Source organism: Paenibacillus sp. KS-LC4, from assembly GCF_036894955.1.
Classification (GTDB): Bacteria; Bacillota; Bacilli; order Paenibacillales; family Paenibacillaceae; genus Pristimantibacillus.
Window position 1 is genome coordinate 2002501 of sequence record NZ_CP145905.1, and the last position, 24896, is coordinate 2027396.

A 24896-nucleotide genomic window follows, 5' to 3' on the forward strand; every position below is an offset into this window, starting at 1 on the left:
ACAACAGGTTCAAATTCCTGTACCACCGTAAACCGTTATGAGCAATGGGATGACGCAGAAGGGCAGTGACGCGGACTGATGGAATAGTCCGTCCAAGCAGTGAGGCTGATGAGTAGGCAAATCCGCTCATCGTAAGGCTGGGCTGTGATGGGGAGCGAAAATTATAGTAGCGAAGGTCATGCACTCCGGCTGCCGAGAAAAGTCTCTAGCCAGGTGAAGGTGCCCGTACCGCAAACCGACACAGGTAGGCGAGCAGAGCATGCTAAGGCGCGCGGAAGAACTCTCGTTAAGGAACTCGGCAAAATGACCCCGTAACTTCGGGAGAAGGGGTACCTCGGTAGGGTGAATAGCCCGAGGGGGTCGCAGTGAAAAGGCCCAAGCGACTGTTTAGCAAAAACACAGGTCTGTGCGAAGCCGTAAGGCGAAGTATACGGGCTGACGCCTGCCCGGTGCTGGAAGGTTAAGGGGAGCGGTTAGGGGTAACCCGAAGCTGTGAACCGAAGCCCCAGTAAACGGCGGCCGTAACTATAACGGTCCTAAGGTAGCGAAATTCCTTGTCAGGTAAATTCTGACCCGCACGAATGGCGTAACGACTTGGGCGCTGTCTCAACGAGAGATCCGGTGAAATTTTAATACCTGTGAAGATGCAGGTTACCCGCGACAAGACGGAAAGACCCCATGGAGCTTTACTGTAACTTGATATTGAACTTTGGTACGATCTGTACAGGATAGGTGGGAGCCTAAGAAGCATGAGCGCCAGCTTGTGTGGAGGCGACGTTGGGATACCACCCTGATCGTATCGGAGTTCTAACCTAGGACCGTGAAACCGGTTCGGGGACCGTGTCAGGTGGACAGTTTGACTGGGGCGGTCGCCTCCTAAAATGTAACGGAGGCGCCCAAAGGTTCCCTCAGAATGGTTGGAAATCATTCGGAGAGTGCAAAGGCATAAGGGAGCTTGACTGCGAGACCAACAAGTCGAGCAGGGACGAAAGTCGGGCTTAGTGATCCGGTGGTACCGAATGGAAGGGCCATCGCTCAACGGATAAAAGCTACCCTGGGGATAACAGGCTTATCTCCCCCAAGAGTCCACATCGACGGGGAGGTTTGGCACCTCGATGTCGGCTCATCGCATCCTGGGGCTGAAGTAGGTCCCAAGGGTTGGGCTGTTCGCCCATTAAAGCGGTACGCGAGCTGGGTTCAGAACGTCGTGAGACAGTTCGGTCCCTATCTGTCGCGGGCGCAGGAAATTTGAGAGGAGCTGTCCTTAGTACGAGAGGACCGGGATGGACGTACCGCTGGTGTACCAGTTGTTCCGCCAGGAGCACCGCTGGGTAGCCAAGTACGGACGGGATAAGCGCTGAAAGCATCTAAGCGCGAAGCCCCCCTCAAGATGAGATTTCCCAATTTAGTAAGACCCCTTGAAGACGACGAGGTTGATAGGTTCGGGGTGGAAGCGCAGCAATGCGTGCAGCTGACGAATACTAATCGGTCGAGGGCTTATCCTAATAACACGCTAAAGTTTCAGAGCTTGTCTTTCGCATCCAGTTTTCAATGTGTAATGCATATCGGAGCATTAGCTTTATATAATAAGCCTGTCACTATTCATGTGACAGGCTTATTTATTTTTAAATAAAAACGAATTTATTAATTGCTAAACTTTATACATAGCCGAAAATCTATGGAAACACTCGTTAACGTCCAATAAATAGCTCCAATCGTCATGAAACCGGCTTACAACAGCGTTTAAGGCTGTTTTCCAAACCGTTAACGCTTTCCGACAACGTCTGACCGCGATGCGCTTATGCTAAAATGAACGGGAAAGATGAAGTTCATGTAAACAGAGAGAGGCAGGGTCAGTATACATATGCGAACATGGCCGAGATTGGACTATTTTTTCAGCAGGGGAGCGGCTATTCCGCCAGAGAGAAGGCTTGGCAGAGAGGCCGTTATCTCCATTATTATTCATGGTTGTTTTCAATTTGGTGCATCCATGTCCGGATTGTTTCTTAATTTATACTTGTGGCGGTTAACGCAGGATTTAACGGTAAATGCGCTTTACAACATCATAGTATTTCTAATGACACCGGTCACGTTCGCGGTAGGGGGCTGGATTGCGAAACGTAAAGACCGCATGGTAACCTACAGAATTGGTATTGTTTTAATAGCAGTCTTTTATTTAATGGTTGTAATTACTGGTGAACAGGTCGTTAATTATTATGTTTTGTTTGCCATATGTAATGGTATTGCTGGGGGACTGTATTGGACGGGATATTTAGTCATTCAATATGATGTTTCTACGGAAGCGAATCGGATTCGTTTTTTAGCGCTGAATATGATTGTATTCAATACGGCGGGATTGCTCGGTCCGGCGTTGGCCGGATTTATTATTTCACGGAATGAAGGGCTGCAGGGATACGTTATTATTTTTATGCTCGCCTTCGTTATGTTTGTTGTAGCAGCCATTGTGAGCTTTCGGATTCCAATTGTAAAATCGCATCACCGTGCGTATTATTTACGGTTTATGGGTCTTGCAATGAATAAAAACAGGCGGTGGTTCAAGTCGCTTGTCAGCTTTTTTATACTTGGACTTTTTCAAGGGATTATGTTGTTTTTACCGAATATTTTATTGTTTCAGACGGTGGGGCGTGAGGATCGGGTCGGCTATTTAGGAGTTGCTTTTTCGGCGCTTACCGTGATAACGGGTTATGTTATATCGAGAAAAGCTCAGAAGGAGCAAGTGCAGAAATATGTGCTGTTTTCTACAACTGGGGTTGCCATAGGGGCTGCGCTGCTGCTCATTTCGGTAGATTTTTGGTCCGTGCTGCTGTTTATGATTTTGTTTTCCATCTGCAATCCGCTTGCAGTCAATACATTGACCTCCTATTATTACCGACTAATTGGTACGCTTCCTCTTAAAGGACAGCTGCGTGTAGAATGCGTTGTCATGCGCGAGTTGTTTCTAAATGTTGGCCGAGTTGTGTCTATTGGCTGCTTAATTTTGTTTGCTGGCGATGTGACGTCTATCTGGCTGCCAGTCGTGCTGTTCGGGGCTGCGCTCGCACAATATTTGCTGTCTTTGTTAATTAGCGAGAAGCAGCCCGGACAAGCAAAGGCTTCTGAACGTGCAGGAGAGTAAACTAATCGTCTTTACGGCCATAGCTTCGGGCAAAGCGCATGATCCGGTTGTAGGTGCGGCGATCAATCCATTTTAATGGACGAAATTGGGGATGATTGGAATTGACCTCAAGTATCCATAAATGCAGGTTGCGATCCAAGGCAAAATCAATGCCCATTTCAAACATGCCCGCCTTATGCTTACTCAGAGCACGGGCTACTGTCAATGAGTGCCGAGTCAATCGGCTAATGAGCTCGGCCCCTTTTGCTTCTTCATAGCCTTTGCGCTGCAGCAGCTTCTGCATCGTCCAAATTTCTCCGCCTTGATGATAGTTGGTAACGATTTTGCCTTTGGCGCCCACTTTAATAAGGAATCCGGTAAAGGTCCAGCGGCCACCCGGCTTTCGCTGCACCATGGCACGAATATCGTAGGGACGATGTTCAACCTGATCGAGGCTGATCGCTTGCTGAATAATGAGACGGGAAGGCCTGACAGGCAGCAAATAGCTATGGAGATCTGTTAAGCTGGGAAAAAATTTAGAAAGCTGCTTTTTGCTTTTTGTATAGAGCAGCTCGTAGCCATCGTTTTTGGGCTCAAGCTTATGCACACCAACGCCAAGCGAGCCGATATTCGGCTTAATATACAGCGTGTGATGGGCAGCAGCCATCATTTTAAGATTGGATAAGGTGAAGCTGGTGGTGCTTGGTATGAGCGATTCAGTTGAAGCATTTTTTTGTAAAAAACGGCACACCCTCAGCTTGCCGCGGATGGTCGCGCTGCGATACGTTTTCGTATACATCGTTGTCACCTCGTAGCCATTGTATGATAGCAGGAAGCAACACACTTGTACGGATAACTAGGAAAGCTTACCGAAATAACGAAATCAGCAAAAGCCCGGCATCGCTTAAATCAAGCGGAGGAGGGCTTTTGCCTGATGGGAGGAGAGGTTGATGTATCAGTAGCCAAATGTTTTGCAGAGCAGGGCGAGAGAGGATTATTTCCTCGGCAATATTTTTAAACGTGAGCAGCTTCTCCAGCTCGCAATACTTAGAAATAACCAGTTTGAGCCCAATAATAGATTCTAGTATATTGTAAGGTATACTGCTGAATGATCCTTGTAAGCATGAGCGGGTGCTCAACAAAAAAAGCGATAAAAACGGATTTCTAACATATAATGTAAAATTGGAAAGGGACTGAAGCCAAAAAAGGTACTAATAAAATTTGGTACTATGTCCAGCTACCCTCCATCTAGTAAGATAAAGTAGAAATACACATTAGGATAGACAACAAGCTAATAGATGGCGGTGAGGGTTATGCATGCAGGAAATAGACATAAGCAACAACGGAATGTACGAATATGGGGGACGGGCTCCTATTTGCCGCCTCAACAGGTAACAGCTGAGCAGCTGGATGAAAAGCTGAATAAGCCGCAAGGCTGGGCATATAAAAAATCAGGTGTGAAAATCAGGCATTATGCTGCTGGCGAAGCCGCGTCCGTCATGGGCGCAAAGGCTGCCTTTGCCGCTTTGGAGGCAGCGGGTCTTGAGCTAGGCGACATAGACTGCATTATTTGTGCCAATGCGATTCCCGAGCAGCTTATTCCGTGCACGGCGGCGCTAATTCAAGATGAGATGTGGGCGGGCGAATCAGGTATTCCCTGCCTTGACATCAATACGACCTGCTTGTCGTTTCTAGCAGCGTTTGATATGGTGTCTTATATGATAGAAGCAGGCAGATACGACACGGTGCTGCTCGTCTCGCCGGAAATTGCCTCAAGCGGCCTTAATGACAAGCATCCTGAAAGCGCGACGCTGTTTGGGGACGGGGCAGCAGCAGTAGTCATCGGCAGAAGTGGCGAAGGAGAAGGCTCAGCCATTATCGCGTCGCGTATGGAAACGTACGGCTCGGGACGCGAGCTTTCGGAAATTCGCGGCGGAGGCTCAGGACTGCCTTCCACGCAGTACAAGGCGGCTAACGCGGAGCAATATTTGTTTGCTATGCAGGGCGAGGCGCTGTTTCGCAAAACGTCTAAGCTGCTGCCTGACTTTATCCGGCGGCTGTTTCATGAGGCGAGCATTGACATGTCCGAGCTGAAGCTCGTTGTACCGCATCAGGGCAGTGCCCTCGCGATGCGGCTGCTGCAGAAAAAGCTGGGCATTGCACCCGAGCAGTTTGTGAATATTATCGAAAATCACGGAAATATGATTTCGGCCTCACTGCCTATGGGCATTCATCTGGCCGTTCAGCAGGGCCGCTTGCAGCGTGGTGACCGCTTTGCGCTCATTGGCATTTCGGCAGGCATTTCGTTAGGCGGGATGATTATTGAATATTAAAGCAGGCGAGGAGCAGGGAGCTTGCACCGGTCGGCGTATCCTCATTACGGGAGGGAGGGCGCCTGCTGCACTGGATTTAGCTCGCCAGCTGGCGGAGCAGGGCTGCGAGGTTTACGCAGCGGACAGTATGGCGAGGCCGCTCATTCGTTTTTCAACCTGCATTCAGCATTACGAGATGCTTCCAGCGCCACGAATGGACGAAGCGGCATTTGGTCAAGCGCTGGCGGCAATGGTGGAAAAGTACAGCATTGAGCTGCTCATACCAACCTGTGAGGAAATCTATTATATTGCCAAGCTGCGAGACAAGCTTGGAAACTGCTTAGTTTTCACCGATAATGCGGAAAAGCTGACTGCTCTGCATAGCAAATGGACGTTCATCGAGACGGTGAGAGAGGCAGGGCTTGCTGCACCAGAGACGAAGCAGCTTCGCTCCTACGCGGAGCTTTGGCAGCTGCATGACCCTGCTTCAAAGCAAGTGTGGGTGTTAAAGCCGGTCTATTCCCGCTTCTCCACCAAAGTGCAAATATGGCGGGCAAGCGAATCGCCGCCTCCTGCTGCTGAGCTGGAGCTGTCTGCCGCTTGCCCTTGGGTCGCCCAAGCTTTCGTCGCAGGAAGTGAATATTGCACGTATTCGATTGCAAAGGAAGGCAAGCTGCTAGCCTATGCGGATTATGCCGTTGATTTTACGGCTGGACGGGGAGCCAGCACCTTTTTTAAGCCATGCCATCAGCCGCAGCTGCGGCAATGGGTGGAGACGTTCGCCGCTCATACAAAGTTTACAGGCCAAATCGCTTTTGATTTTATAATAGGGGAGAGCGGCGAGATATGGCCGCTTGAGTGTAATCCGCGAGCGACGAGCGGATTGCATTTGTTCGGCAAGCGGGACGAGCTCGGCCGCGCCTTGTGGGGGGCCGGCCAGCCCGGCAGCATCATTATGCCGCAGCAATCGCGGGGGAAAATGATCGCGGCAGCCATGTTGGCCTATGGGTTTTCGCAGCAGCGGCGTCAGCGCGGGCTACGTCGCGGCGGCTGGCATTGGCTGGCGAGCATGGCAAGCGGGCGCGATGTTATTTTTAGCTGGAAGGACCCCGGTCCATTTCTGATGCAAGGCTATGTCTGGTTTGATTTGTGGCGGCGGGCTCGCAAGGCGGGGCAGCCGCTTATTGCTTTTACAACTTCCGATATTGAATGGAATGGTTAAGCAAGGATGTGAAAGGAGGAGGCGAAATTGAACATACTGGTGACAGGTGCAACCGGATTTTTAGGAGAAAATGCGGTCAATCGGCTGCTGAAGGAAGGCCATTCGGTGACGGCGACCGGGCGTAGCCAAGAGGCGGGAAAACGGCTTACCCGGGCGGGCGCGACGTTTTTACAGCTGGATTTAGCAGCAGGTCAAATGGGAGAAGCGATTGCTGGGCATGACGCTGTGTTTCATTGCGGAGCCCTGTCTGCGCCTTGGGGCAAATCCCGTGATTTCTATACGGCTAATGTTATTGGCACGCGCAATGTCATACAAGGCTGCCTTAAATATAATGTCCAGCGGCTGGTGCATGTATCAACGCCTTCCATTTACTTTGACTATCGCCATCGCTTTAATATTGCGGAGCATGAGCCGCTGCCGAAATCGGCTGTCAATCACTATGCCGCGACGAAGCTGCTTGCCGAGCAAGAGGTCGATCGTGCTTATCGAGAGCATGGGCTGCGCGTGGTGACGATTCGGCCGCGTGCGTTGTTCGGTCCTGGTGATACGGCGATTTTTCCAAGGCTGCTGCGGGCAAATGACAAACGCTTTATTCCGATGCTCGGAAGCGGCCAGCCGCTTGTCGATATTACGTATGTGGATAATGTAACGGAGGCGCTCATGCGCTGCCTATATGCGGACCCGATTGTGCTCGGACAAAAATATAATATTACGAATGGCGAGCCTGTGCGGCTGTGGGAAGCTGTGTCTAGGCTGTTTGAATTGCTGAATAAACCGATGCGAACCAAAAAGATTGCTTATTTTGCGGCGTATAGTGCGGCCTCCTTGCTGGAGCTGGCGGCGAGGCTGCCGGGGCTCGCCCAAGAGCCGCTACTGACCCGTTACACGGTCGGTATTCTTGCCTTCAGCCAAACGCTAAGCATTGAAAAGGCTCAGCGGGAGTTAGGCTATCGGCCGCTCGTGAGCGTCGAGGAAGGACTCAGGCGGTTCGCTGCCTGGTGGAAGGAGCAGGAGGAAATACGATGAAAATGACCCTTCACAATACAGGCTATTGCAAGCAGCTGGAAGCGCTGGCGATTAGCGGGGGGCGCTGGCGTCAGCAAGCGTTTCCGGGTATTTTCGCTATAATGGAGCATCCTGTGCTGGGGCCGGTATTATTTGATACCGGCTATTCGCCGCGCTTTCTGGAGGCAACGAAGCGGCTGCCTTATGCGCTTTACCGCTGGACGACACCCGTAACGCTTGCCGGGGAGCGCTCGGCGGCGGAGCATGTGCAGGCGGCAGGCTATTCGCCTCGCGAGGTAAGGCACATTATCGTCTCGCATTTTCATGCCGACCATGTTTGCGGCTTGCGAGATTTTCCCGAGGCGACGTTTATTTGCTCGAAGCTGGGGTATGAGGCTGTCCAGCATTTGAACGGCTTCGCCGCGGTTAAAAGAGCTTTTTTGCCAGAGCTGCTGCCGCATGATTTCGCGAAGCGATCGCGCTGGATCGAGCAGTCTAAGCAGGTGCAGCTGCCAGCGAAGTACGTCCCTTTTCAGAGCGGATACGATTTATTTAATGATGGAAGCGTAACGGCTATTCGTTTGTCGGGACATGCGGCGGGCCAATTCGGAGTACTGCTTCAGGGCGATACAGGGCAGGAGCTGCTGCTTGGCGCCGACGCCAGCTGGTCGGAGGCTGCGGTGCGGAATAATCGCCCGCCTCATCCATTTGCCTCCATTGTGTTCGACAATAAGGCGGAGTTTCAAGATACGTTCAACCGTCTCGTTGAGCTGAAACGGCGAAATCCGGAGCTGCAGCAAATGTTTACCCACTGCGAGGAAACGTGGAAACGCTGCACACCGTGGCAGGAGGCGTGAGGATGAGAGTATTAAGGCTGCTGGTCTATTATATGCTGACAAAGCTTCGCGCCCGGCGGTTTCGCAGTCGGAAGGCGCTGGAGGCTTGGCAGCACCGCAAGGTTGTTGCGCTTGTGAAGCGGATACGGAAGCAATCCCCCTTTTACCGAAGCTATTACGGAGGGCTGGATGCCCAGCAGTGGCGCAGCTTTCCGACGATTGATAAAGCGGTGATGATGGAGCAATTTGATTGGCTGAATACGGCGGGCATTACGAAGGAGGAAGCATTCCGAATCGCTATGCGCGCCGAGCGGGAACGGGATTTCTCAGCGCAAATCGGCGACATTGCGGTCGGACTGTCGTCGGGCACATCAGGCAGCCGCGGCTTGTTTCTGGTTAGTGCGAAGGAACGCGCAGCTTGGGCGGGGACGGTGCTGGCAAAGGCGCTGCCCGCCTCGCTGCTTGTACGGCAGCGGATCGCATTTTTTCTGCGCGCGGACAGTCATTTATATCAAAGCGTACGCTCCAAGCGACTGCAATTCCGTTTTTACGATATGATTCGTCCTGTGGAGGACAATGTGGGTATGCTGAGCGACCAGCAGCCTACGCTGCTGGTTGCGCCGCCGTCCATGCTGCGATTGCTCGCTGAAGCGCAACTTGCCGGAGAGTTATCCATTGCCCCTGAAAAAATAATCTCCGTTGCAGAAGTGCTTGAGCCGCTGGACAAGCGGCTTATTGAGCAGGCTTTCGGCGTACGCGTTGATCAAATCTATCAATGCACAGAAGGCTTCCTCGCTGCAACCTGCTCACAGGGAACCCTGCATCTGAACGAGGATATACTCGTTATTGAGAAGGAATATGTAGATGAGGAGCGGCGTCTGTTTTCGCCGATCATTACGGATTTTTCTCGGACCACCCAGCCTATTGTGCGATATCGGCTTAATGATTTGTTGACGGAGGCAAAGCAGCCTTGTGCTTGCGGCTCTACCTTTACGGCAATTGCCTCGATTGAAGGCAGGACGGATGATTTATTTTATGGACGCGATGTACAGTCGCAGCGGCTGGTGCCGATTTTCCCCGATTTTATAAGACGGGCAGTTATGATGACCTCAGAGCGGATTAAGGAATACAAGGTTGTGCAGCAGTCGGAGCGGCAGCTGGAAGTAGCCCTGCGTACAGAAGGAGCGCCAGATGAGCTGCAGCCAGAGCTTGCCGCTGCGCTGTCCAAGCTGTTTTCCTCTCGCGGCTGCATCGCGCCGCTGATTTCCTTTATCCCTTATGAAGCGAATAAGGGGCTGCGCAAGCTGCGGCGGGTGGAGCGAAGGTGGAGCCTTGAGAACAAATGAAGGAAGGCAAGTAAGAAAAGGCAAGTAAAGAAGGGCAACAAAGGCAAGGAGCTCAAGAAAGGAGGGATAGCTTTGCCCAGATCAAAAGCGATAGTTAAAGAGCTTAGCGGTACAGAAATAAAGGAGCTTGAAGTGACAAAAAGCGAAAAACGAAATAAAGCGGCTGAATATTTGCTTCCTTTAATGCAAAACGGGGTAAATTTATTTATCCGCAATGTGCGCACGGAGCTGCGGCTGCTGCAAGCGGGCCAGGCTTGGCTGCCGATGACGGTTAATGAGCAGGAGTATGACAATTCCTACGTGTGCTCCCCCTATGGGACGTATGTCAAGTATGCGGAAGAGGAGCTTTATTTGTTGGAAAATCGGCTGCTGCGCTTCCTGTGCGGCTCCTTGCTGAAGGGGCTTGCCCCGCTGCTGCGTCTGGCGAAAATCGACCGAAACGTCCATGTGAACAACTGGCTGCTTTCAACAAATTTGTATACCGAGCTTAGTGGGGAAGAGCTTGCGGGGGTCACACAGACGTTAACAGCAAGCTATCCGGAGCATGCGATTATTTATCGGTCGCTCAATAAGCGCACGAATGGGGAGCTGATGAAGCAATTGCTGCGTCAGGGCTATGTGCTGGTGCCGAGCCGGCAGGTTTATTTTTTCAATGGCGCGGCTGCACTGTACTTGAAGAAAAAAAATACGAAATGGGATCGCAAGCTGCTCGCCCAGTCTAACTATCATATCGTCACGCACGCTGAGCTTGGAGAACCGGATTATGAGCGTATTGCTCAGTTGTATGAGCTATTGTACATAGGAAAATATTCAGAGCTCAATCCTAAGTTTACAGCTGAATACATTCGCCACTGCCATCAGAAGGGACTGCTGGAGATGACCGGGCTCCGCGATGAGCAGGGGATTTTGCAAGGCGTAGTGGGCTACTTTATTCATGGAGAAGTTATGTCGGTACCGTTAGTGGGCTACAATACGGCGCTTGCCCAGCGTAACGGCCTCTACCGGATGCTCATGCACTTGGCGATGCAGACTGCGGCGGATCGCAGGCAGCTGCTGCATCTCAGCTCTGGCGCGGCTGAGTTTAAGCGCATTCGCGGAGCGGAGGCGGAAATGGAGTATAGCGCCGTTTACATCGTGCATCTATCAGCCGCGAGAAGGGCGGTTTGGAGTGGACTTAGCAAGCTTTTATTGACGGTGGGCGTTCCTCTAATGAGAAGATACAAGCTGTAAGCAAAAAATTTCCGCTGTTTGAGGAGATCATACAATTAAATTCAAAAAAGTTTCAAACCTGTAAAGTATAATAGAAGAGAACGAATAAATACATATTCTTCTATTGAGAGCGCAGGTGTTTTGAAGATGGACAACGGCAATCAATTGTTTTTGGGAAAGCAGCTGGCTCAGGATTTGTATAATCATCACGGGGTGCTTGTTGCTCCTGCCCATACCATATTGGATCAGGAACAGCTCGACTTGATTTATCGTCATGCGATTGAACTGGAAGAAAGAGATATTAAGCGGGACAAGGGAAAATCGCAGGCACAGGGAAAAATGGACGGCAGTACACTGTATATGGCGGAGCTTTTCGAGCAAATTCGTTATGCCAAGCAAATACCATTGCTGCAGATCCGGGAAAATATTATACCTTCTATTAACGAGCTGTCGGAGCTTCCTGATTTTTATGAATTGCTGGGTGCTTTGCAATCCAAGGATGATTATTCTTACCGCCATAATATAGGGGTAGGTGTATTATCTACATTAATTGGAAAATGGATGGGTATGAATGAGCGCGATCTCATGCAGCTTACGATGGCGGCTACTCTCCATGATATTGGTAAAACGAAAATACCAAATGAAATTTTGAACAAGCCGGCATCGCTTAATACGGAAGAGTTTGACCTAATGAAAAAGCATACGATTTTTGGCTATGAGCTGCTCAAAGACACCGTTGGCATTAATCATGTCCAAGCTTTGGTAGCGCTTCAGCATCATGAACGACAAGATGGCAGCGGTTACCCGCTTGGCTTGCGCTCTGAGCAAATCGCCCCGTTTAGCAAAATCGTAGCGGTAGCCGATGTTTTTCATGCAATGACCTCGGATCGGCCCTATCGCAAGGCACTGCCTTTTTACGAGACGCTTATCCAAATGAACAACAATATTTTTGGCGAATTTGATCCGCAAATCAGCAAGCTGTTTATGGACAAAATGATGCAGTCGATGCTGGGGCATCAGGTGCTGCTCACCAACGATGAAATCGGCTCGATCGTATTGATTAATCCACAAAATGCGCTAAGACCGCTGGTGAAAATAAATGACAACTTTATTGATTTAAGCCGAGATACGAGTTTGCATATTCTTAAAGTTGCGCCTTGAGGCACGCCGCATGCTAACCCTGTGGAAAATGCCGTCGCAGCAAGGTAGGTAAGGGACATCTTATGAAAATAATAACGATATTATCCGTGACGTTCACACTGTTTTTTTTCAGCAAGCAGCTTATAAATGCTTTGCTTCATATGGAGTTATTGCGCCTTGAAGTTAGAAAGAGGCTTATGCTTGGCGTGATATATGGGGTTTGCGGCATCTTGATTATGTTTTTTGGACTGCCTGTATCCGATCACGGCATGATTGATTTTAGATATTTCTTTATAATTATCGCTGCCTACTACGGTGGCCTACATGCGTCTATATTGGCTTCTGTTCTTATAGCGGGGGGACGGGTACTAATGTTTGGCGGCTTGCATGAGGCATCCCTTACTGCTTGCGCTTTCATTTTTTTGCTTGGAGTGCTCTCGGGCATCATTTTTAAATACAAGCGCTTTGGCGGGTATTGGGCAAAATGGAGTGTTTCTTTGCTGGTGCTCATGGCGCTGCTTTATGGAAATTCTTGGTTTACATATGGAATAGAGTGGTCCAATTCAACTTATAAATACCTGTTTCCACCGATGCTTGCCAGCGGCTTTATCGTCGCTTATTGCGTGCGTTATTTAACGCAGCGCGATGAACTGTTCCACCAGAAGAATCAGGAAGCGACGACGGATTTTCTTACTCAGCTGGCCAATGTCAGAGCATTCGATGCGGCGTTTAACCGCTTGTTTATTCAGGCGGAGAGCGGTAAGGCGCCGCTGGCTCTGCTGTTTTTGGATATTGATTATTTCAAAAAGATTAACGATACCTATGGCCATCCCGCAGGAGATGCTGTTTTGCGCGAGCTTGCTGCTATCGTTAGGCGCACGATTCGGGCAGAGGATGTAGCCTCGCGCTATGGAGGGGAAGAATTTTCGATTTTGCTGCCTAATTGTTCGCCGTCTGGTGCTTTTGCTTTAGCTGAAAATTTACGCAGCACGATTCAAAAATGTAAAATTAAGGTTAATGACAGCCAGTCGGTAAGCGTGACAGTCTCCATCGGTATTGCCTGCTACCCACAGGTTGAACAGGAGTTTCTAATTGATTATGCCGATCAGGCCTTGTATCAGGCTAAGCATTCCGGCAGAAACAAGACGATTTTGTGGCGCTCCTAAGGCAGCCTGGCGCCAGCCTTAGCTTTTCCGAAGCAGGCTGGCGCGCAGGGCAGCGGCCAAGCGTTCCATTCCCGTTTCCATTTGCTCCGGCTCCGGCCGAGCATAGCTTAGACGGATGAAGCCCTCCACCGAGCCGTAGACGCTGCCTGGGACAAACACGACCCCTCTCTGGATGCTTTCTTCCAGCAAGCGATGATCGCTGATGTCCTCCCTTGATTTACACCATAGGTTAAGCCCTCCTGGCTGCGCTGTAAAAGCAAGCCGATCTTGAAAATAGTGCTCAAGCGCACCAATCATTCGCTGCTGCTTGGCCTTAAGCGCTAATTGCAACGCTTGCAAATGCAGCGGAAATCCTTCTGAAGCGAGCAGGCGGCCAGCCAGCCACTGAGGCAAAATGCTAAGACCAAAGTCCATCTGCTGCCTGGCATCAGCGAGGCGGTTCACGACTGATTGAGGTGCGACCAGCCAGCCGATTCGCAGGCCTGATGCAGCGATTTTGGATAACGAGCCAATATAGAGCACGATATCCTCTTTGTCCAGCGCCTTTAGGGTTGGCAAAGGCTCATTGTGAAAGGAAGTCAGGCTGAACGGATCATCCTCTACAATAGGAATGCGCAGCTCGGCAGCTATGGCTAATACACGCTGCCTCTTTTCCATGCTCAAAGAAGTGCCTGTCGGATTTTGATAATTAGGATTGATAAAAAGCATGCGAATGCGATGCTCGCGGTATAAGCGCGCAATATCATCCGGATCAATGCCGTCATGATGAACCGGGAGGCGGCAAATACGAAGTCCTGCGGATTGAAACATCGGCAGCGAATAGCAATAGGAGGGATCCTCGATTGCAACGGCATCGCCTGGGGCAAGGAGACATTGCGTAATTAAATAGAGCGACTGCTGCGAGCCGGAGGTAACGAGAATAGAAGCCTCAGGAGCAGCAATGCCCTGCTTTCGCAAAAAAGCGCTCAGCTCCACACGCAGCTGCGGATTGCCTTGTGGATGATCATAGCCAAGCGGCTCCATGAAAGGCTGCTCCTGCATAATAGATTGGAGCAGTGTGCTTGGAAACAGCGGCTCCGCAAGCTCCCCGCTCGCCATATCAATCATCTGGCCGTGGTGGAGCATGGATGAACGAATGCGTCTCATAAATGGCAAATTGGGCAGGAAGCTGCCTCCTTCTGCATATTGGCGCCAATTCGGCGTTTGAGACGGAGCTATCCCCCACTTACTGCGGCTTACGGTTGTGCCGCTCCCCACTTTGCTTTCCACCAAGCCGGCTGAGCGCAGCTCGGCATAAGCCTGCACAATGGTGCTGCGATTAACGCCTAATTGCTCTGCAAGTCTTCGCTCGGAAGGAAGCGGGCTGCCTGGCGGATATTCGCCCGAAGCAATGCTGCGTTCCAGCAGCTCGGCAATTTGCAAGTAAACAGGTGTTTTTAAATGTCGGTCCAGTCTCCATGTCATGCTGTACACCCCGTTCATCATTGATTGGTCTGATTTGGAATTGTCTTTTTATTATAGTACCATTAGTTCGAATTGGATGGTTATTTTAGTCGATAATTGGATGGTTACTTTATCAGCCAATCCCCTTATGATGGACTATAAGAGAAGCGGCTGGCTATGCAGGGGCAGTTGTTTTAGGCAGGGGGATGAGCGTATGGAACAGCAAAAGGTGAAGGTTGGCGTAGTACAGGCTGCGCCTCATTTATTAGATAAGCAGTCGGCGTTCACACAAATAGCTGCATATGCTGGCGAGGCAAGCAGGCAGGGAGTCAAGCTGCTAGTGTTTCCTGAAGTATTTGTATCCGGTTATCCGCGTGGCATGACGTTTGGAAATCGCATCGGAAGCCGGACAGCGGAGGGACGGGAGGACTTTCGCCGTTATTCGGAAAGCGCCATTACTATTCCGGGTGAGGATACCAAGCTGTTAGGGGATATTGCTGCTGAAAATGGCATCTATCTAATCGTTGGTGTGCTAGAGCGTGACCAGGAATTTAGTGGAGCTACACTGTACAATTCAATCGTCTATGTGGGGCCGGACGGCAGGCTGCTTGGCAAGCATCGGAAGCTGATTCCTACAGCTGCGGAGCGTCTGCTCTGGGGAGAAGGGGACGGCAGCACGCTAACGGTTATTCAAACCCCTTTTGGACGTATAGGCGGCTTAATTTGTTGGGAAAACTATATGCCGCTGGCTCGAACCGCCATGTATGCGAAAGGGATAGACCTTTTTATAACACCTACTGCGGATGCCCGCGATACTTGGCAATCAACGATTCGTCATATCGCCTGCGAGGGCCGCTGCTATGTGCTGTCGAGCAATCAGTTTGCTACGAAGTCCTTGTATCCAAAGGATATGGCGAGTTTTGCCGAGCTGGAGCAGATGGATGAGGTGCTGAGCAGGGGCGGCAGTGCTATTGTTGGACCATTAGGAGAATATATGGTTGAGCCTGTTTATGGGCGGGAGGCGCTGCTCGTAGCGGAGCTGGATATGATGAAAATCGCCGAAAGCCGCTTTGACTTTGATGTAGTTGGGCATTACAGCAGGCCGGATGTGTTTCAGCTGCATGTTAATGAAGCGAAGCAGTCGAATGTATTTTTTAAAAGCGGAATTTAATGGAATAGTGCGACGGTATAAAAGGATAGCTTTATAGCAGAAAGGGGCAGAAAAATGGACGTTCCAGTTGGCGTATGGATTGCAGCGGTTGTTATCGTTGGTATTTTGGCATGGATCACCTTTTGGATTACAAATAAGGCTTACTCCAAAAAATGGGATGAGCATGACGAAGACAAGCTGAAAAATTAAATGGCTGCTAAGAGATGTGGGACTGCTTTGAGTTTTCCATTCTTCTAATTTTTCGAGCGTCTTATCAGGTTGAAGTTAGCCTGTTAAGGCGTTTTTTTCATTTTTTGTATGGGATTGGACAGCGTGGTGTGATATCTTCTATCTTCCCAATGAGCGGATTTTCGGTTAAAATGAGAATATACGTTCGGTATTGGGGGGCGACTTCGCTTGGTGTGGCGCTGGATGCGAGCGGGGAGCTCCAGCTAGCGGCTCCATGCGGAGTAGCGGATGTCCTTCAAGCTGCGCTTAGGCCTACAGCTTTTGATGAGCCGGGTTCGGAGCACTATCGTATATACGAGCAAAAAATGCGGAAGAAAAATTGGCAGGCCATATGGCCAAAAGTCCATCAAGCAGAGCAGCAGGAGTGACGACAACATCAAATCTTAACAAAAAATAGCGCTGCAATCTTGCGAATTCGGATTGACAGTCTGCCTATTTTCACGTTTAATTAAATAGACCGTTCTCTATAATTAAGGTGGTGAAAAGGTGGCTTCAAAGCCGAATGCCCGCCAGCAGATCATAGATACAGCAATGAAGCTGTTTTGTGTGCAAGGGTATCATGCAACGGGATTAAATCAAATTATTAAGGAAAGCTCTTGTCCGAAGGGGTCCTTGTACTACTATTTCCCTGAAGGCAAGGAGGAGCTGGCGGTTGAATGTATGACAACGATTAAGAATGTTGTGCTGGAAAAATGGCGGATTAATTTTGAGCAGAATTCTAATCCTGTAGCGGCCATCCAGGCTCATATTTCCGACATCATTCAAGATGGGAAGCAGTCGCAGTTTAGAGGATTTATACCGTTCAGCTTTTGGATGGCTGCTGAGACATGTCTGATTAGCGAAAGACTGAGATCCGCGTGCCAAGTCGTTTTTAATGAATGGCAGCAGTATATCGCCCAGCAGCTTGTTAACAATGGAGCGAATGACAGCAGTGCTGCTGAAATAAGCAATGTTATTCTTTCCTTAGTGGAAGGTGCATTCATTTTGGCCATTACTCATGGAGATGAGAAGCCGCTCCTCAACATTTCTCGCCTCGTGCCGTCCATTGTGAATGGCGGCCCGGCAAGCTAGAACAACAGGCTACAACAAACTGAATTTTTAATTCGCAGGAGGATGAAACAAGTGCAAGCAGGAACGATGCAAGGGACTTCAGCTTCACCTAATAAGACTTACAAGGTAATGCCGATTATGATTTCGCTATTGCTTAGCGGATTCATCGGTTTCTTTAGTGAAACGGCGCTAAATGTAGCATTGACTGATTTAATGAGAGATTTGAGCGTTAACGAGGCGACTGTGCAATGGCTTACGACTATTTTTTTGCTGACGCTAGGTGTACTGGTGCCCGTATCAGGCATGCTGCTGCAGTGGTTTACAACACGGCAATTGTTTGTAGTGTCGTTAATTTTTTCTATTTTAGGCACTTTCGTAGCGGCTATAGCACCGAATTTCGAAACGCTGCTTATAGCGCGTGTGCTGCAAGCAACGGGAACAGGGCTGTTGCTGCCGCTATTATTTAATACGATGCTCGTCATTATTCCGATTGAGAAGCGTGGCGCAGCGATGGGAATTATCGGTCTGATCATGATGTTCGCACCAGCCACGGGACCGACTTTTGCCGGAATTTTGATCGCTAACTTAAGCTGGCATTGGATTTTCTGGGTGTCCTTGCCGTTTTTGATTATTTCATTGTTTGTAGGGCTTGTCTATTTGCAAAATGTTTCTACCTTGACTAGGCCGCGTATCGACATATTGTCGATTTGCTTGTCTACCCTTGGCTTTGGCGGTGTTGTATATGGCTTTAGCAGCGCGGGAGAAGGCGAGCATGGTTGGGGAAGCGCGAAAGTAATTATAGCGATGATTGTAGGTATCGTTGCACTCATTTTATTTGTTATCCGTCAGCTTAAGATGAAAGAGCCAATGATTAATTTGTCGACGTTTAAATACCCGATGTTTACAATTGGCTTAATTATGGTGTTTATTTGCATGATGGTTATTCTATCCTCCATGCTCATATTACCTATGTATTTACAGCGCGGTCTAATGATGAGTCCATTGACTGTCGGCCTGCTTCTCCTTCCAGGTGGACTTATTAACGGCTTCTTGTCTCCTGTAATGGGAGGATTGTTTGATAAATATGGACCCAAATGGCTCGTTCTTCCTGGCCTGCTAGTCGTATCGGTCGTATTATGGTTTTTCTCTGATATTTCTACTGCGTCGACGACCGCGTTGATCATCGTGCTGCATTCCCTGTTAATGATTGGGATTTCGATGATTATGATGCCTGCGCAAACGAATGGCTTGAATCAGCTTCCACCTGAGCTGTATCCGCATGGAACAGCGATTATGAACACATTGCAGCAGGTGGCAGGTGCTATTGGTACGGCGCTGGCTGTCAGTATTATGACGGCAGGGATGGAGAAATTCCTTAAGACAGCAGAAGGAAATCCACAATCGCCAGCCAACTTGGTTAGCGGCTTGACCGTTGGTGTACAAGATGCTTTCATATTTGCAATGGTGCTTGCCCTTGTCGGGCTTGTGATTGCTTTCTTCATTAAGCGAGTGCGGGTGACGACAGCAGGCAAACAGGAAGCCTAATATCGCTCTAAATAGAAGTGCCAATTATTTTTTGAAATTTTTTTTGAGAAATGCTTGCGTGATGCGATGTTTTCTGATATATTATATTTATTCGCTGTTAGCGAACATCGCGCGCGTGTGGCGGAATTGGCAGACGCACTAGACTTAGGATCTAGCGTTTCACGACGTGGGGGTTCAAGTCCCTCCACGCGCATTATGATTGGAAGAGTAAGGGCTGTTTTAAGTAGTTTTTAACTACTGAGAAACAGCCCTTTTCTTTTGTGTTTTTTTGAAGCTGAATTAGGGCGTATCTGAAAAGCCCTTCAGTGGTCCCTTGCACCGCCTTTCCGCCCCTTCTTCTATTAGCTGCAAGGGCTGTCATCCATTACATAACATGACCTATTTTGCTATAATGGGACGATACTTAATAACAGAAAGGAAGAGTTGGGCTTGAAACAGGTCACCATATATGATATTGCCAAGGAGGCAAATGTATCGGTTGCCACCGTATCGAGGGTGCTGAACGATACCGCCCCGGTAAAGGGATCTACGCGAGCTAAGATTGAAGCACTTATTCAAAAATACAGCTTTCAGCCTAACGCAATGGCAAGAAGCTTACTTAAAAAAGAAACCGGCATTATTGGCATCATTGTCCCTGATCTGACCAATCCCTTTTTCCCGGAAGTATTCGCTGGAGCGGAGGAAGAGGCGCAGCACTCAGGGCATACGTTCCTGCTTAGCAATTCTATCGGAGATCACGCTAAGGAATCGGAATATCTTAGCATTATGCGGGAGAAACGCGTGGATGGTGTTATTTTTTTAGGAGGCAGGATCAATTTAAAAAACTGCAATGAGCATTTGGTGCAGGAGCTCGTGCAGCATGCAAGCGTCATTCCGACCGTGCTCGTGAACGGGGGGCTGCGCAATACGAATTTAATTAGAGTGACTACCGACGAAGCGGTAGGTACTGCCCTCGCAGTCAGGCATCTCATTGAGCTGGGGCATACCGAAATCGGCTTTATTGGCGGAGAAAGCCATATGACCACAACCTCAATTAAGCTGCGAGCCTTTCGCAAGACGATGAAGGACGAGGGATTGGAAATTCGGGACAATTGGCTGCTGCCAAACAGCTTTTCCATTGATTCAGGCAAACGCCAAATGCTGAAGCTGCTCGAAATGGAGGAGAGGCCAACCGCTGTTTTTTGCGTCAACGATTATACTGCTATCGGGGCAATTAAGGCGGCGACGGATGCTGGTCTGACGATTCCAACGGACATGTCCGTAGTCGGATTTGATGATATTCCTTTGGCACATCATTTTATCCCTGAGCTGACTACCGTTTCTCAACAGGCGCATGAGCTTGGGAGAATGGCAGTACAGGTGCTTAAAGCGATGATGAGGAAAGAAAAGGTCAAGCAGCTTACTACTTTGGCACCACAGCTTATTGTTCGGCAAAGCACGGGAGCCCGAAGTTACTAAAAGAGCAGCAAGCCAGCTATTTCGGGCTTGCCGCTCTTTTTTGCGTGGAATGAAATGTACATTTCTGTGTCTATTTTAGTCGTTCCATATATGGATAATATAAACTTTAATGTTGACCATAGTAAATAAGCGAGCTATACTGAAAAGGGTTTCATGAAAGCCCTTACATTTATTGATTATCTATCAAGGGGAGCGTGCTGAACAGTGAAACAGACGAAATGGATGAAGTCGATGTTGCTTATTTTACTAACGGCTGTATGGATGTTTGTATCTGCTTGCAGTGGCAACAATACAGGAGATACAATGGCCACTGAATCGCCTGCCTCTACTGCAACACCGGCGGAGGAAACGACTGTGCCCACCGAGGAGCCTGAGCCTCCAGCCGCCAATTTGGGTGGTAGAGAAATTCGCATTTCGCATTGGTGGGATGCTGCCCCTGATGGAGATTCCGAAGCGGATGAGCTGGCACGTGAAAGAATCAAAAAAGTGGAAGAAAAATATAACGTAAAAATCAAATACTTAAATACGGAATATTGGTCGACTACAGAGAAGCTTTCCTCCTCTGTTATGTCAAACGATCCTTTTGCTGAAGTGGTTAGGCTACCCGACGGCTTCATATGGGGCCTTATGCAAGGGGGATTTTTGACGCCCTTGGAGGATTACCTGAAAGATACGCGGATAGCGCCGGACGTCGTGGATTCGATGCGCTTTGGCGGCGACCATGTATTCGGATTAGAAAGCTGGTATAACCCGAATGACACAGGGATGTATTACAACAAAAGAATTTTCAAGGAGGCGGGCTTAAAGGACCCGCAGCAGCTGATGGACGAGGACAATTGGAATTGGACGACGATGCTGGATGCCGCGAAGAAGCTGACCGTAGACAACAATGGTGACGGAAAAGCTGATCAATACGGCCTTGCCGCTGCCCATTATGTTTTCTCGGAGCTGCTGATCGCCAGCAACGGCGGCCTTATATATGACGAGGCGAACAAAAAAGTTGTTTTTGATTCACCTGAATCTATGGAAGCGCTTAACTTTCTTTATAGCCTGTATAACGAGCATAAAGTTGTGAAGAAAAATGAGGGTAACGACTGGGAGGATCCGGCAAAATATTTTGCAGAAGGCACGATTGCCATGTATCCGGGCGGCTTATGGGAAATTGAAGGGCGCATTCAGGACAAAATGAAGGATGAGTGGGGATACGTTTATCTTCCAAAGGGGCCACAGGCTGAAAGCTATCTTGATCCGCTTGGTCAAACTGCAGCTTACGTTATCCCTAAAGGAGTGAAGGATGCAGATGTTATCGTGAAAATCTGGGAAGAGCTTCAGGATTTCGATAATTGGCAGGAAAATCGCAGGCTATGGCAGGAAAATGTGCTGCCTGATGAAAGCTCTATCGCTAATGCTATGAATGACGCGGGAAAAGTACAGCGTGTGTTCGGTGGACGCTTTGGGGGGCTTGGCATTAAGGAGCAGCTCGACTCCGTGACGGGCAAGTTCATCAAGGGAGAAATTACGCCGGCAACGGGCGTTGCCCAAGTCATCGGGCCTGCGCAAGCAGCTGCTGAAAAAGTGCTGAGAGGCGAGCAAGACAAGAAAGATGACAAAAAATAAATCCCAAAGGCTTTGCCCATAAAAAGCAGCCTGCCCGGCTTTCCGTTCAGGGAAACCGGGCGATTGCTGTAATAAATTTCGCCAGTTTACAAAAGGGGGGGATGAGGTGGGAAGCGTATTTTCCAGAAAAACGGCCGCTAGCATTATGGTTATCGCATTGCTGATTTCACTGCTGATTTTCCCTATAGCCCAGTCTGGCGCAGCCAGTATTCAAGCCGATTCGTCTAAGAAAGCCGAGTCAAGCAGCGACCAAAGCCTATTAACAAAAGAATCAGAAAATAGCTATGCCTATTACTTGCAGCGCTATAAGGAGGAAGAACGGCCTCGGGAGGAAATGGTCATACAAGGGGCGGACTACACGAGCGCAAGCGAAATGGAGCCTCAAATCGTTCATGAGCTTGGGGGCGAATCAGGCGACTTCGTCAAGACGGATGAAAGCGGCTCTATCGAGTGGGAGCTTAAGGTGCCGAAATCCGGCTTGTATCATATCGCTATTCGCTATTTTCCAATCGAAGGGAAAAGCTCGGCAATTGAAAGGGAGCTGCTGATCGATGGCGAGCTGCCGTTTGCCAGCGCCAGAAATTTGACCTTTCACCGTATATGGAAAAATGAGAGTGATCAGATTTTACAGGATAACCGGGAAAATGAGCTGCGGCCGCGCCAAGTAGAAGCGCCAATGTGGCAGGAGTCGCTGCTTCGAGATACAGAAGGGTATTACGAGGAGCCGTACGTCTTTTATTTGTCGGCGGGCAAGCACACGTTGACGCTGTTATCCTCCAGAGAGCCGATGGTCATCGACTATTTGAAAGTGTATCAATATGATGAGCCTTCGCCTTACGAATACATAGAGCGGGGCTACAAGTCCAAGGGCTATGCGGAGACAAGCGGACATTTCATTAAAATTCAAGGCGAAAATGCCGCCTACAAATCGTCTCCGACCTTATATCCGATTTCCGATCGTTCCAGCCCGTCTACCGAGCCTTATGACGTATCGAAAATAAGGATGAATACAATTGGCGGCAACAACTGGCGTGTGCCGGGGCAATGGCTGGCTTGGGACATCGAAGCGCCAGAGGACGGATTATACCGGATTGCGATCAAGAACAGGCAAGAATTGCTGCGGGGCATTTATTCTACACGCTCGCTATGGATTGACGGGGTCATTCCGTTTCAGGAAATGGCGCAAATTCCGTTTTATTATGACTCGGACTGGCAGATGAATGTGCTGGGCAGCGAGGAAAAGCCTTATTTATTTTATTTGACGAAAGGGAAGCATGAGCTGAAGCTGGAGGTGAGCTTAGGCGCTATGGCTCCTTTGATTCGCCAAGTAGAAGCAAGCTTGCTGAACATCAATGCCATGTATCGCAAAATTTTGATGATTACCGGCAATGTACCAGATCCTTATAGGGATTATCAATTAGATAAACAAATACCCGATATGGTCAGCGTGTTTCAGGAGCAAAGCGATATTTTGTATGCCGTATCGAAGGAGCTAGTTCGCCTGACGGGCGAGAAAAGCGACAAGACGGCTGCATTGGATAAAATTGCCTATCAACTAGCAGATTTTGCTCAAAAACCGGGAACGGTTCAGAAGCGGCTGTCTTCATTCAAAATAAATGTTGGCAGTGTTGGAGCCTGGCTTTTGCAGGTGAGAGAGCAGCCGCTTGAAATCGATTACCTCGCGTTGGCTTCGGCTGATGTAGAGCTGCCGGAAGCAGATGCATCGGCTTCAAAAAAAATTATTCATGAGGTAGCTTCCTTCTTTCACTCCTTCTTTGAAGATTACAATACGATCGGAAATATGGCGCAGGATGAGCAGGCGCTAACGGTATGGATTGGAACAGGCCGCGATCAGGCTCAAGTGCTGAAGGCGATGATTGACGATTCATTTACGCCGCTTACGGGTGTTGGGGTCAACCTTAAGCTGGTCAATCAGGATGTGCTGCTGCGTGCTTCTTTGGCAGGTGAGGGACCTGATGTAGCCATGCAGGTTGGCAACGATGTGCCGGTGAACTTCGGCATAAGGAATGCAGCGGAGGATTTATCGCAATTGCCGGGTTATGAGACGGTGGTGCAGCAGTTCAGGGACAGCGCAATCGTGCCTTACCGATATGACGGCAAGGTGTTTGCGCTGCCTGAGCAGCAAATTTTCAATATGCTGTTTTACCGAAAGGATATATTAGAGGAGCTGAAGCTTGAGCCGCCGCAAACATGGGAGGATGTGTACGCGATGATTCCGGCCTTGCAAAAGCATCATATGGATTTCGCGCTGCCGCTTGCCCAGACGACGGGTGTTCCTGTGCTGGAAGCGAATCGGGCGTTTGCTATGCTTTTATACCAGCTGGACGGCTCCTTCTATTTGAACAACGGAGCCAAAAGCGGACTGGATACAGAGGTTGGGCTAGACGCCTTCAAAAAATGGACCGACTTCTATACGAGCTATAAGCTGCCGCTCATCTTTGATTTTCCGATGCGCTTTCGAACGGGCGAAATGCCGGTAGGCATACAGGATTACACCTTCTACAACTATTTGAGCGTATCCGCTCCAGAAATTAAAGGCTTGTGGGAGTTCACTCCTGTTCCAGGAACGGTGCAGCAGGATGGTACTATTCGCCGGGATGTGGCTAGCAGCGGGACAGCCGCCATTATGCTCAAGCAGGCTAAAAACAAGGAAGCAGCCTGGGCGTTTATGAAATGGTGGGTCGGTAAGGATGCCCAGGTTCGCTTTGGCAGAGAGATGGAGGGACTGATGGGCGCTGCTGCACGTTATCCGACTGCCAATATTGAAGCGCTTAAGGAACTGCCATGGCCGGCGCGCAATTATCGCAGTCTGGAACAACAATGGCAATGGGTACAGGGAGTGCCGGAGGTGCCGGGCGGCTATTTCACAGGAAGGCATTTGGACAATGCTTTGCGTGAAGTGATTAACAATGGAACGAATACAGCTGACTCCTTATATGATTATGTCCAAGAGATCGACTATGAAATTACCCAAAAGAGAAGCGAGTTTCATTTGGAATGAGGGGACTTAAG

General features: G+C 49.3%; 19 protein-coding genes, 1 tRNA gene and 1 rRNA gene (1 of these 21 running past the window's edge). 19 read left to right on the forward strand and 2 right to left on the reverse strand.

The window, feature by feature from the left end; translation table 11 throughout:
* Window positions 1–1505, forward strand: a 23S ribosomal RNA gene (locus tag V5J77_RS08645); it begins 1539 nt to the left of the window's first position.
* Between the two features lie 359 nt (window positions 1506–1864).
* Window positions 1865–3136, forward strand: coding sequence for an MFS transporter (locus V5J77_RS08650; RefSeq protein WP_338555370.1), 1272 nt, complete (start codon window positions 1865–1867; stop codon window positions 3134–3136).
* A 1-nt stretch (window position 3137) separates the two neighbouring features.
* Here V5J77_RS08650 and V5J77_RS08655 read toward each other — a convergent pair whose 3' ends face one another.
* Window positions 3138–3914 (reverse strand): YheC/YheD family protein, encoded by a 777-nt coding sequence (locus V5J77_RS08655; protein WP_338555371.1) that lies wholly within the window; start codon window positions 3912–3914, stop codon window positions 3138–3140.
* Window positions 3915–4428: 514 nt separating this feature from the next.
* Between V5J77_RS08655 and V5J77_RS08660 the strand changes: the two genes are divergently transcribed.
* From V5J77_RS08660 to V5J77_RS08695, 8 genes are all read left to right on the forward strand, one after another.
* Window positions 4429–5448 (forward strand): beta-ketoacyl-ACP synthase III, encoded by a 1020-nt coding sequence (locus tag V5J77_RS08660; RefSeq protein WP_338555372.1) that lies wholly within the window; start codon window positions 4429–4431, stop codon window positions 5446–5448.
* Complete coding sequence (locus V5J77_RS08665) at window positions 5438–6649, forward strand: ATP-grasp domain-containing protein (RefSeq protein ID WP_338555373.1); 1212 nt, start codon at window positions 5438–5440, stop codon at window positions 6647–6649. The genes V5J77_RS08660 and V5J77_RS08665 overlap by 11 nt, the downstream gene beginning before the upstream one ends.
* Window positions 6650–6676: 27 nt before the next feature.
* A complete protein-coding gene (locus V5J77_RS08670) occupies window positions 6677–7675 on the forward strand; it encodes an NAD(P)-dependent oxidoreductase (protein WP_338555374.1) in 999 nt (332 codons plus the stop codon).
* Window positions 7672–8511 (forward strand): MBL fold metallo-hydrolase, encoded by an 840-nt coding sequence (locus V5J77_RS08675; RefSeq protein WP_338555375.1) that lies wholly within the window; start codon window positions 7672–7674, stop codon window positions 8509–8511. Before V5J77_RS08670 ends, V5J77_RS08675 begins: the two co-directional genes overlap by 4 nt.
* Before the next feature lie 2 nt (window positions 8512–8513).
* The gene (locus V5J77_RS08680) at window positions 8514–9836 is read left to right on the forward strand and encodes a F390 synthetase-related protein (protein ID WP_338555376.1); all 1323 of its coding nucleotides are present in this window, start codon (window positions 8514–8516) and stop codon (window positions 9834–9836) included.
* Window positions 9837–9908: 72 nt separating this feature from the next.
* Window positions 9909–11066, forward strand: coding sequence for a GNAT family N-acetyltransferase (locus V5J77_RS08685; protein WP_338555377.1), 1158 nt, complete (start codon window positions 9909–9911; stop codon window positions 11064–11066).
* Between the two features lie 126 nt (window positions 11067–11192).
* Window positions 11193–12206, forward strand: a complete 1014-nt coding sequence (locus V5J77_RS08690; protein WP_338555378.1) for an HD-GYP domain-containing protein — start codon at window positions 11193–11195, stop codon at window positions 12204–12206.
* Window positions 12207–12268: 62 nt separating this feature from the next.
* Window positions 12269–13351 carry a diguanylate cyclase gene (locus V5J77_RS08695; protein ID WP_338555379.1) on the forward strand — a complete coding sequence of 361 codons (1083 nt, stop codon included), beginning with the start codon at window positions 12269–12271 and terminating at the stop codon, window positions 13349–13351.
* 18 nt (window positions 13352–13369) lie between these two features.
* On the opposite strand, the gene V5J77_RS08700 is transcribed toward V5J77_RS08695, so the two are convergent.
* The gene (locus V5J77_RS08700) at window positions 13370–14815 is read right to left on the reverse strand and encodes a PLP-dependent aminotransferase family protein (protein ID WP_338555380.1); all 1446 of its coding nucleotides are present in this window, start codon (window positions 14813–14815) and stop codon (window positions 13370–13372) included.
* A 193-nt stretch (window positions 14816–15008) separates the two neighbouring features.
* On the opposite strand from V5J77_RS08700, the gene V5J77_RS08705 reads away from it, so the two are divergent.
* The 9 genes from V5J77_RS08705 (at window position 15009) to V5J77_RS08745 (ending at window position 24885) form a co-directional block, all read left to right on the forward strand.
* Window positions 15009–15965, forward strand: coding sequence for a carbon-nitrogen hydrolase family protein (locus V5J77_RS08705; RefSeq protein ID WP_338555381.1), 957 nt, complete (start codon window positions 15009–15011; stop codon window positions 15963–15965).
* 54 nt (window positions 15966–16019) lie between these two features.
* A complete protein-coding gene (locus V5J77_RS08710) occupies window positions 16020–16154 on the forward strand; it encodes a hypothetical protein (RefSeq protein WP_338555382.1) in 135 nt (44 codons plus the stop codon).
* A gap of 170 nt (window positions 16155–16324) precedes the next feature.
* Window positions 16325–16561, forward strand: coding sequence for a nucleotidyltransferase family protein (locus V5J77_RS08715; RefSeq protein WP_338555383.1), 237 nt, complete (start codon window positions 16325–16327; stop codon window positions 16559–16561).
* A 118-nt stretch (window positions 16562–16679) separates the two neighbouring features.
* Window positions 16680–17264, forward strand: a complete 585-nt coding sequence (locus tag V5J77_RS08720) for a TetR/AcrR family transcriptional regulator (protein ID WP_338555384.1) — start codon at window positions 16680–16682, stop codon at window positions 17262–17264.
* Window positions 17265–17330: 66 nt separating this feature from the next.
* Window positions 17331–18788 carry a DHA2 family efflux MFS transporter permease subunit gene (locus tag V5J77_RS08725; protein WP_338556647.1) on the forward strand — a complete coding sequence of 486 codons (1458 nt, stop codon included), beginning with the start codon at window positions 17331–17333 and terminating at the stop codon, window positions 18786–18788.
* 111 nt (window positions 18789–18899) lie between these two features.
* Window positions 18900–18981 (forward strand) — tRNA-Leu (locus tag V5J77_RS08730).
* Window positions 18982–19217: 236 nt separating this feature from the next.
* Window positions 19218–20246: a LacI family DNA-binding transcriptional regulator gene (locus V5J77_RS08735; RefSeq protein WP_338555385.1), complete on the forward strand. Its 1029-nt coding sequence runs from the start codon at window positions 19218–19220 to the stop codon at window positions 20244–20246.
* Window positions 20247–20450: 204 nt separating this feature from the next.
* Entirely contained in the window at window positions 20451–21863 is a 1413-nt protein-coding gene (locus V5J77_RS08740; RefSeq protein WP_338555386.1) for an extracellular solute-binding protein, read from the forward strand.
* A gap of 106 nt (window positions 21864–21969) precedes the next feature.
* Window positions 21970–24885: an extracellular solute-binding protein gene (locus V5J77_RS08745; RefSeq protein WP_338555387.1), complete on the forward strand. Its 2916-nt coding sequence runs from the start codon at window positions 21970–21972 to the stop codon at window positions 24883–24885.
* Window positions 24886–24896 lie beyond the last annotated feature (11 nt).

Bases quoted from the DNA above. Each gene is read 5' to 3' on its own strand.
- V5J77_RS08695 (WP_338555379.1), top strand. From the start codon at position 12,269: ATGAAAATAATAACGATATTATCCGTGACGTTCACACTGTTTTTTTTC.
- V5J77_RS08690 (WP_338555378.1), top strand. From the start codon at position 11,193: ATGGACAACGGCAATCAATTGTTTTTGGGAAAGCAGCTGGCTCAGGAT.
- V5J77_RS08710 (WP_338555382.1), top strand. From the start codon at position 16,020: ATGGACGTTCCAGTTGGCGTATGGATTGCAGCGGTTGTTATCGTTGGT.
- V5J77_RS08660 (WP_338555372.1), top strand. From the start codon at position 4,429: ATGCATGCAGGAAATAGACATAAGCAACAACGGAATGTACGAATATGG.
- V5J77_RS08680 (WP_338555376.1), top strand. From the start codon at position 8,514: ATGAGAGTATTAAGGCTGCTGGTCTATTATATGCTGACAAAGCTTCGC.
- V5J77_RS08650 (WP_338555370.1), top strand. From the start codon at position 1,865: ATGCGAACATGGCCGAGATTGGACTATTTTTTCAGCAGGGGAGCGGCT.
- V5J77_RS08705 (WP_338555381.1), top strand. From the start codon at position 15,009: ATGGAACAGCAAAAGGTGAAGGTTGGCGTAGTACAGGCTGCGCCTCAT.
- V5J77_RS08675 (WP_338555375.1), top strand. From the start codon at position 7,672: ATGAAAATGACCCTTCACAATACAGGCTATTGCAAGCAGCTGGAAGCG.
- V5J77_RS08655 (WP_338555371.1), bottom strand. From the start codon at position 3,914: ATGTATACGAAAACGTATCGCAGCGCGACCATCCGCGGCAAGCTGAGG.
- V5J77_RS08715 (WP_338555383.1), top strand. From the start codon at position 16,325: ATGAGAATATACGTTCGGTATTGGGGGGCGACTTCGCTTGGTGTGGCG.
- V5J77_RS08725 (WP_338556647.1), top strand. From the start codon at position 17,331: ATGCAAGGGACTTCAGCTTCACCTAATAAGACTTACAAGGTAATGCCG.
- V5J77_RS08700 (WP_338555380.1), bottom strand. From the start codon at position 14,815: ATGACATGGAGACTGGACCGACATTTAAAAACACCTGTTTACTTGCAA.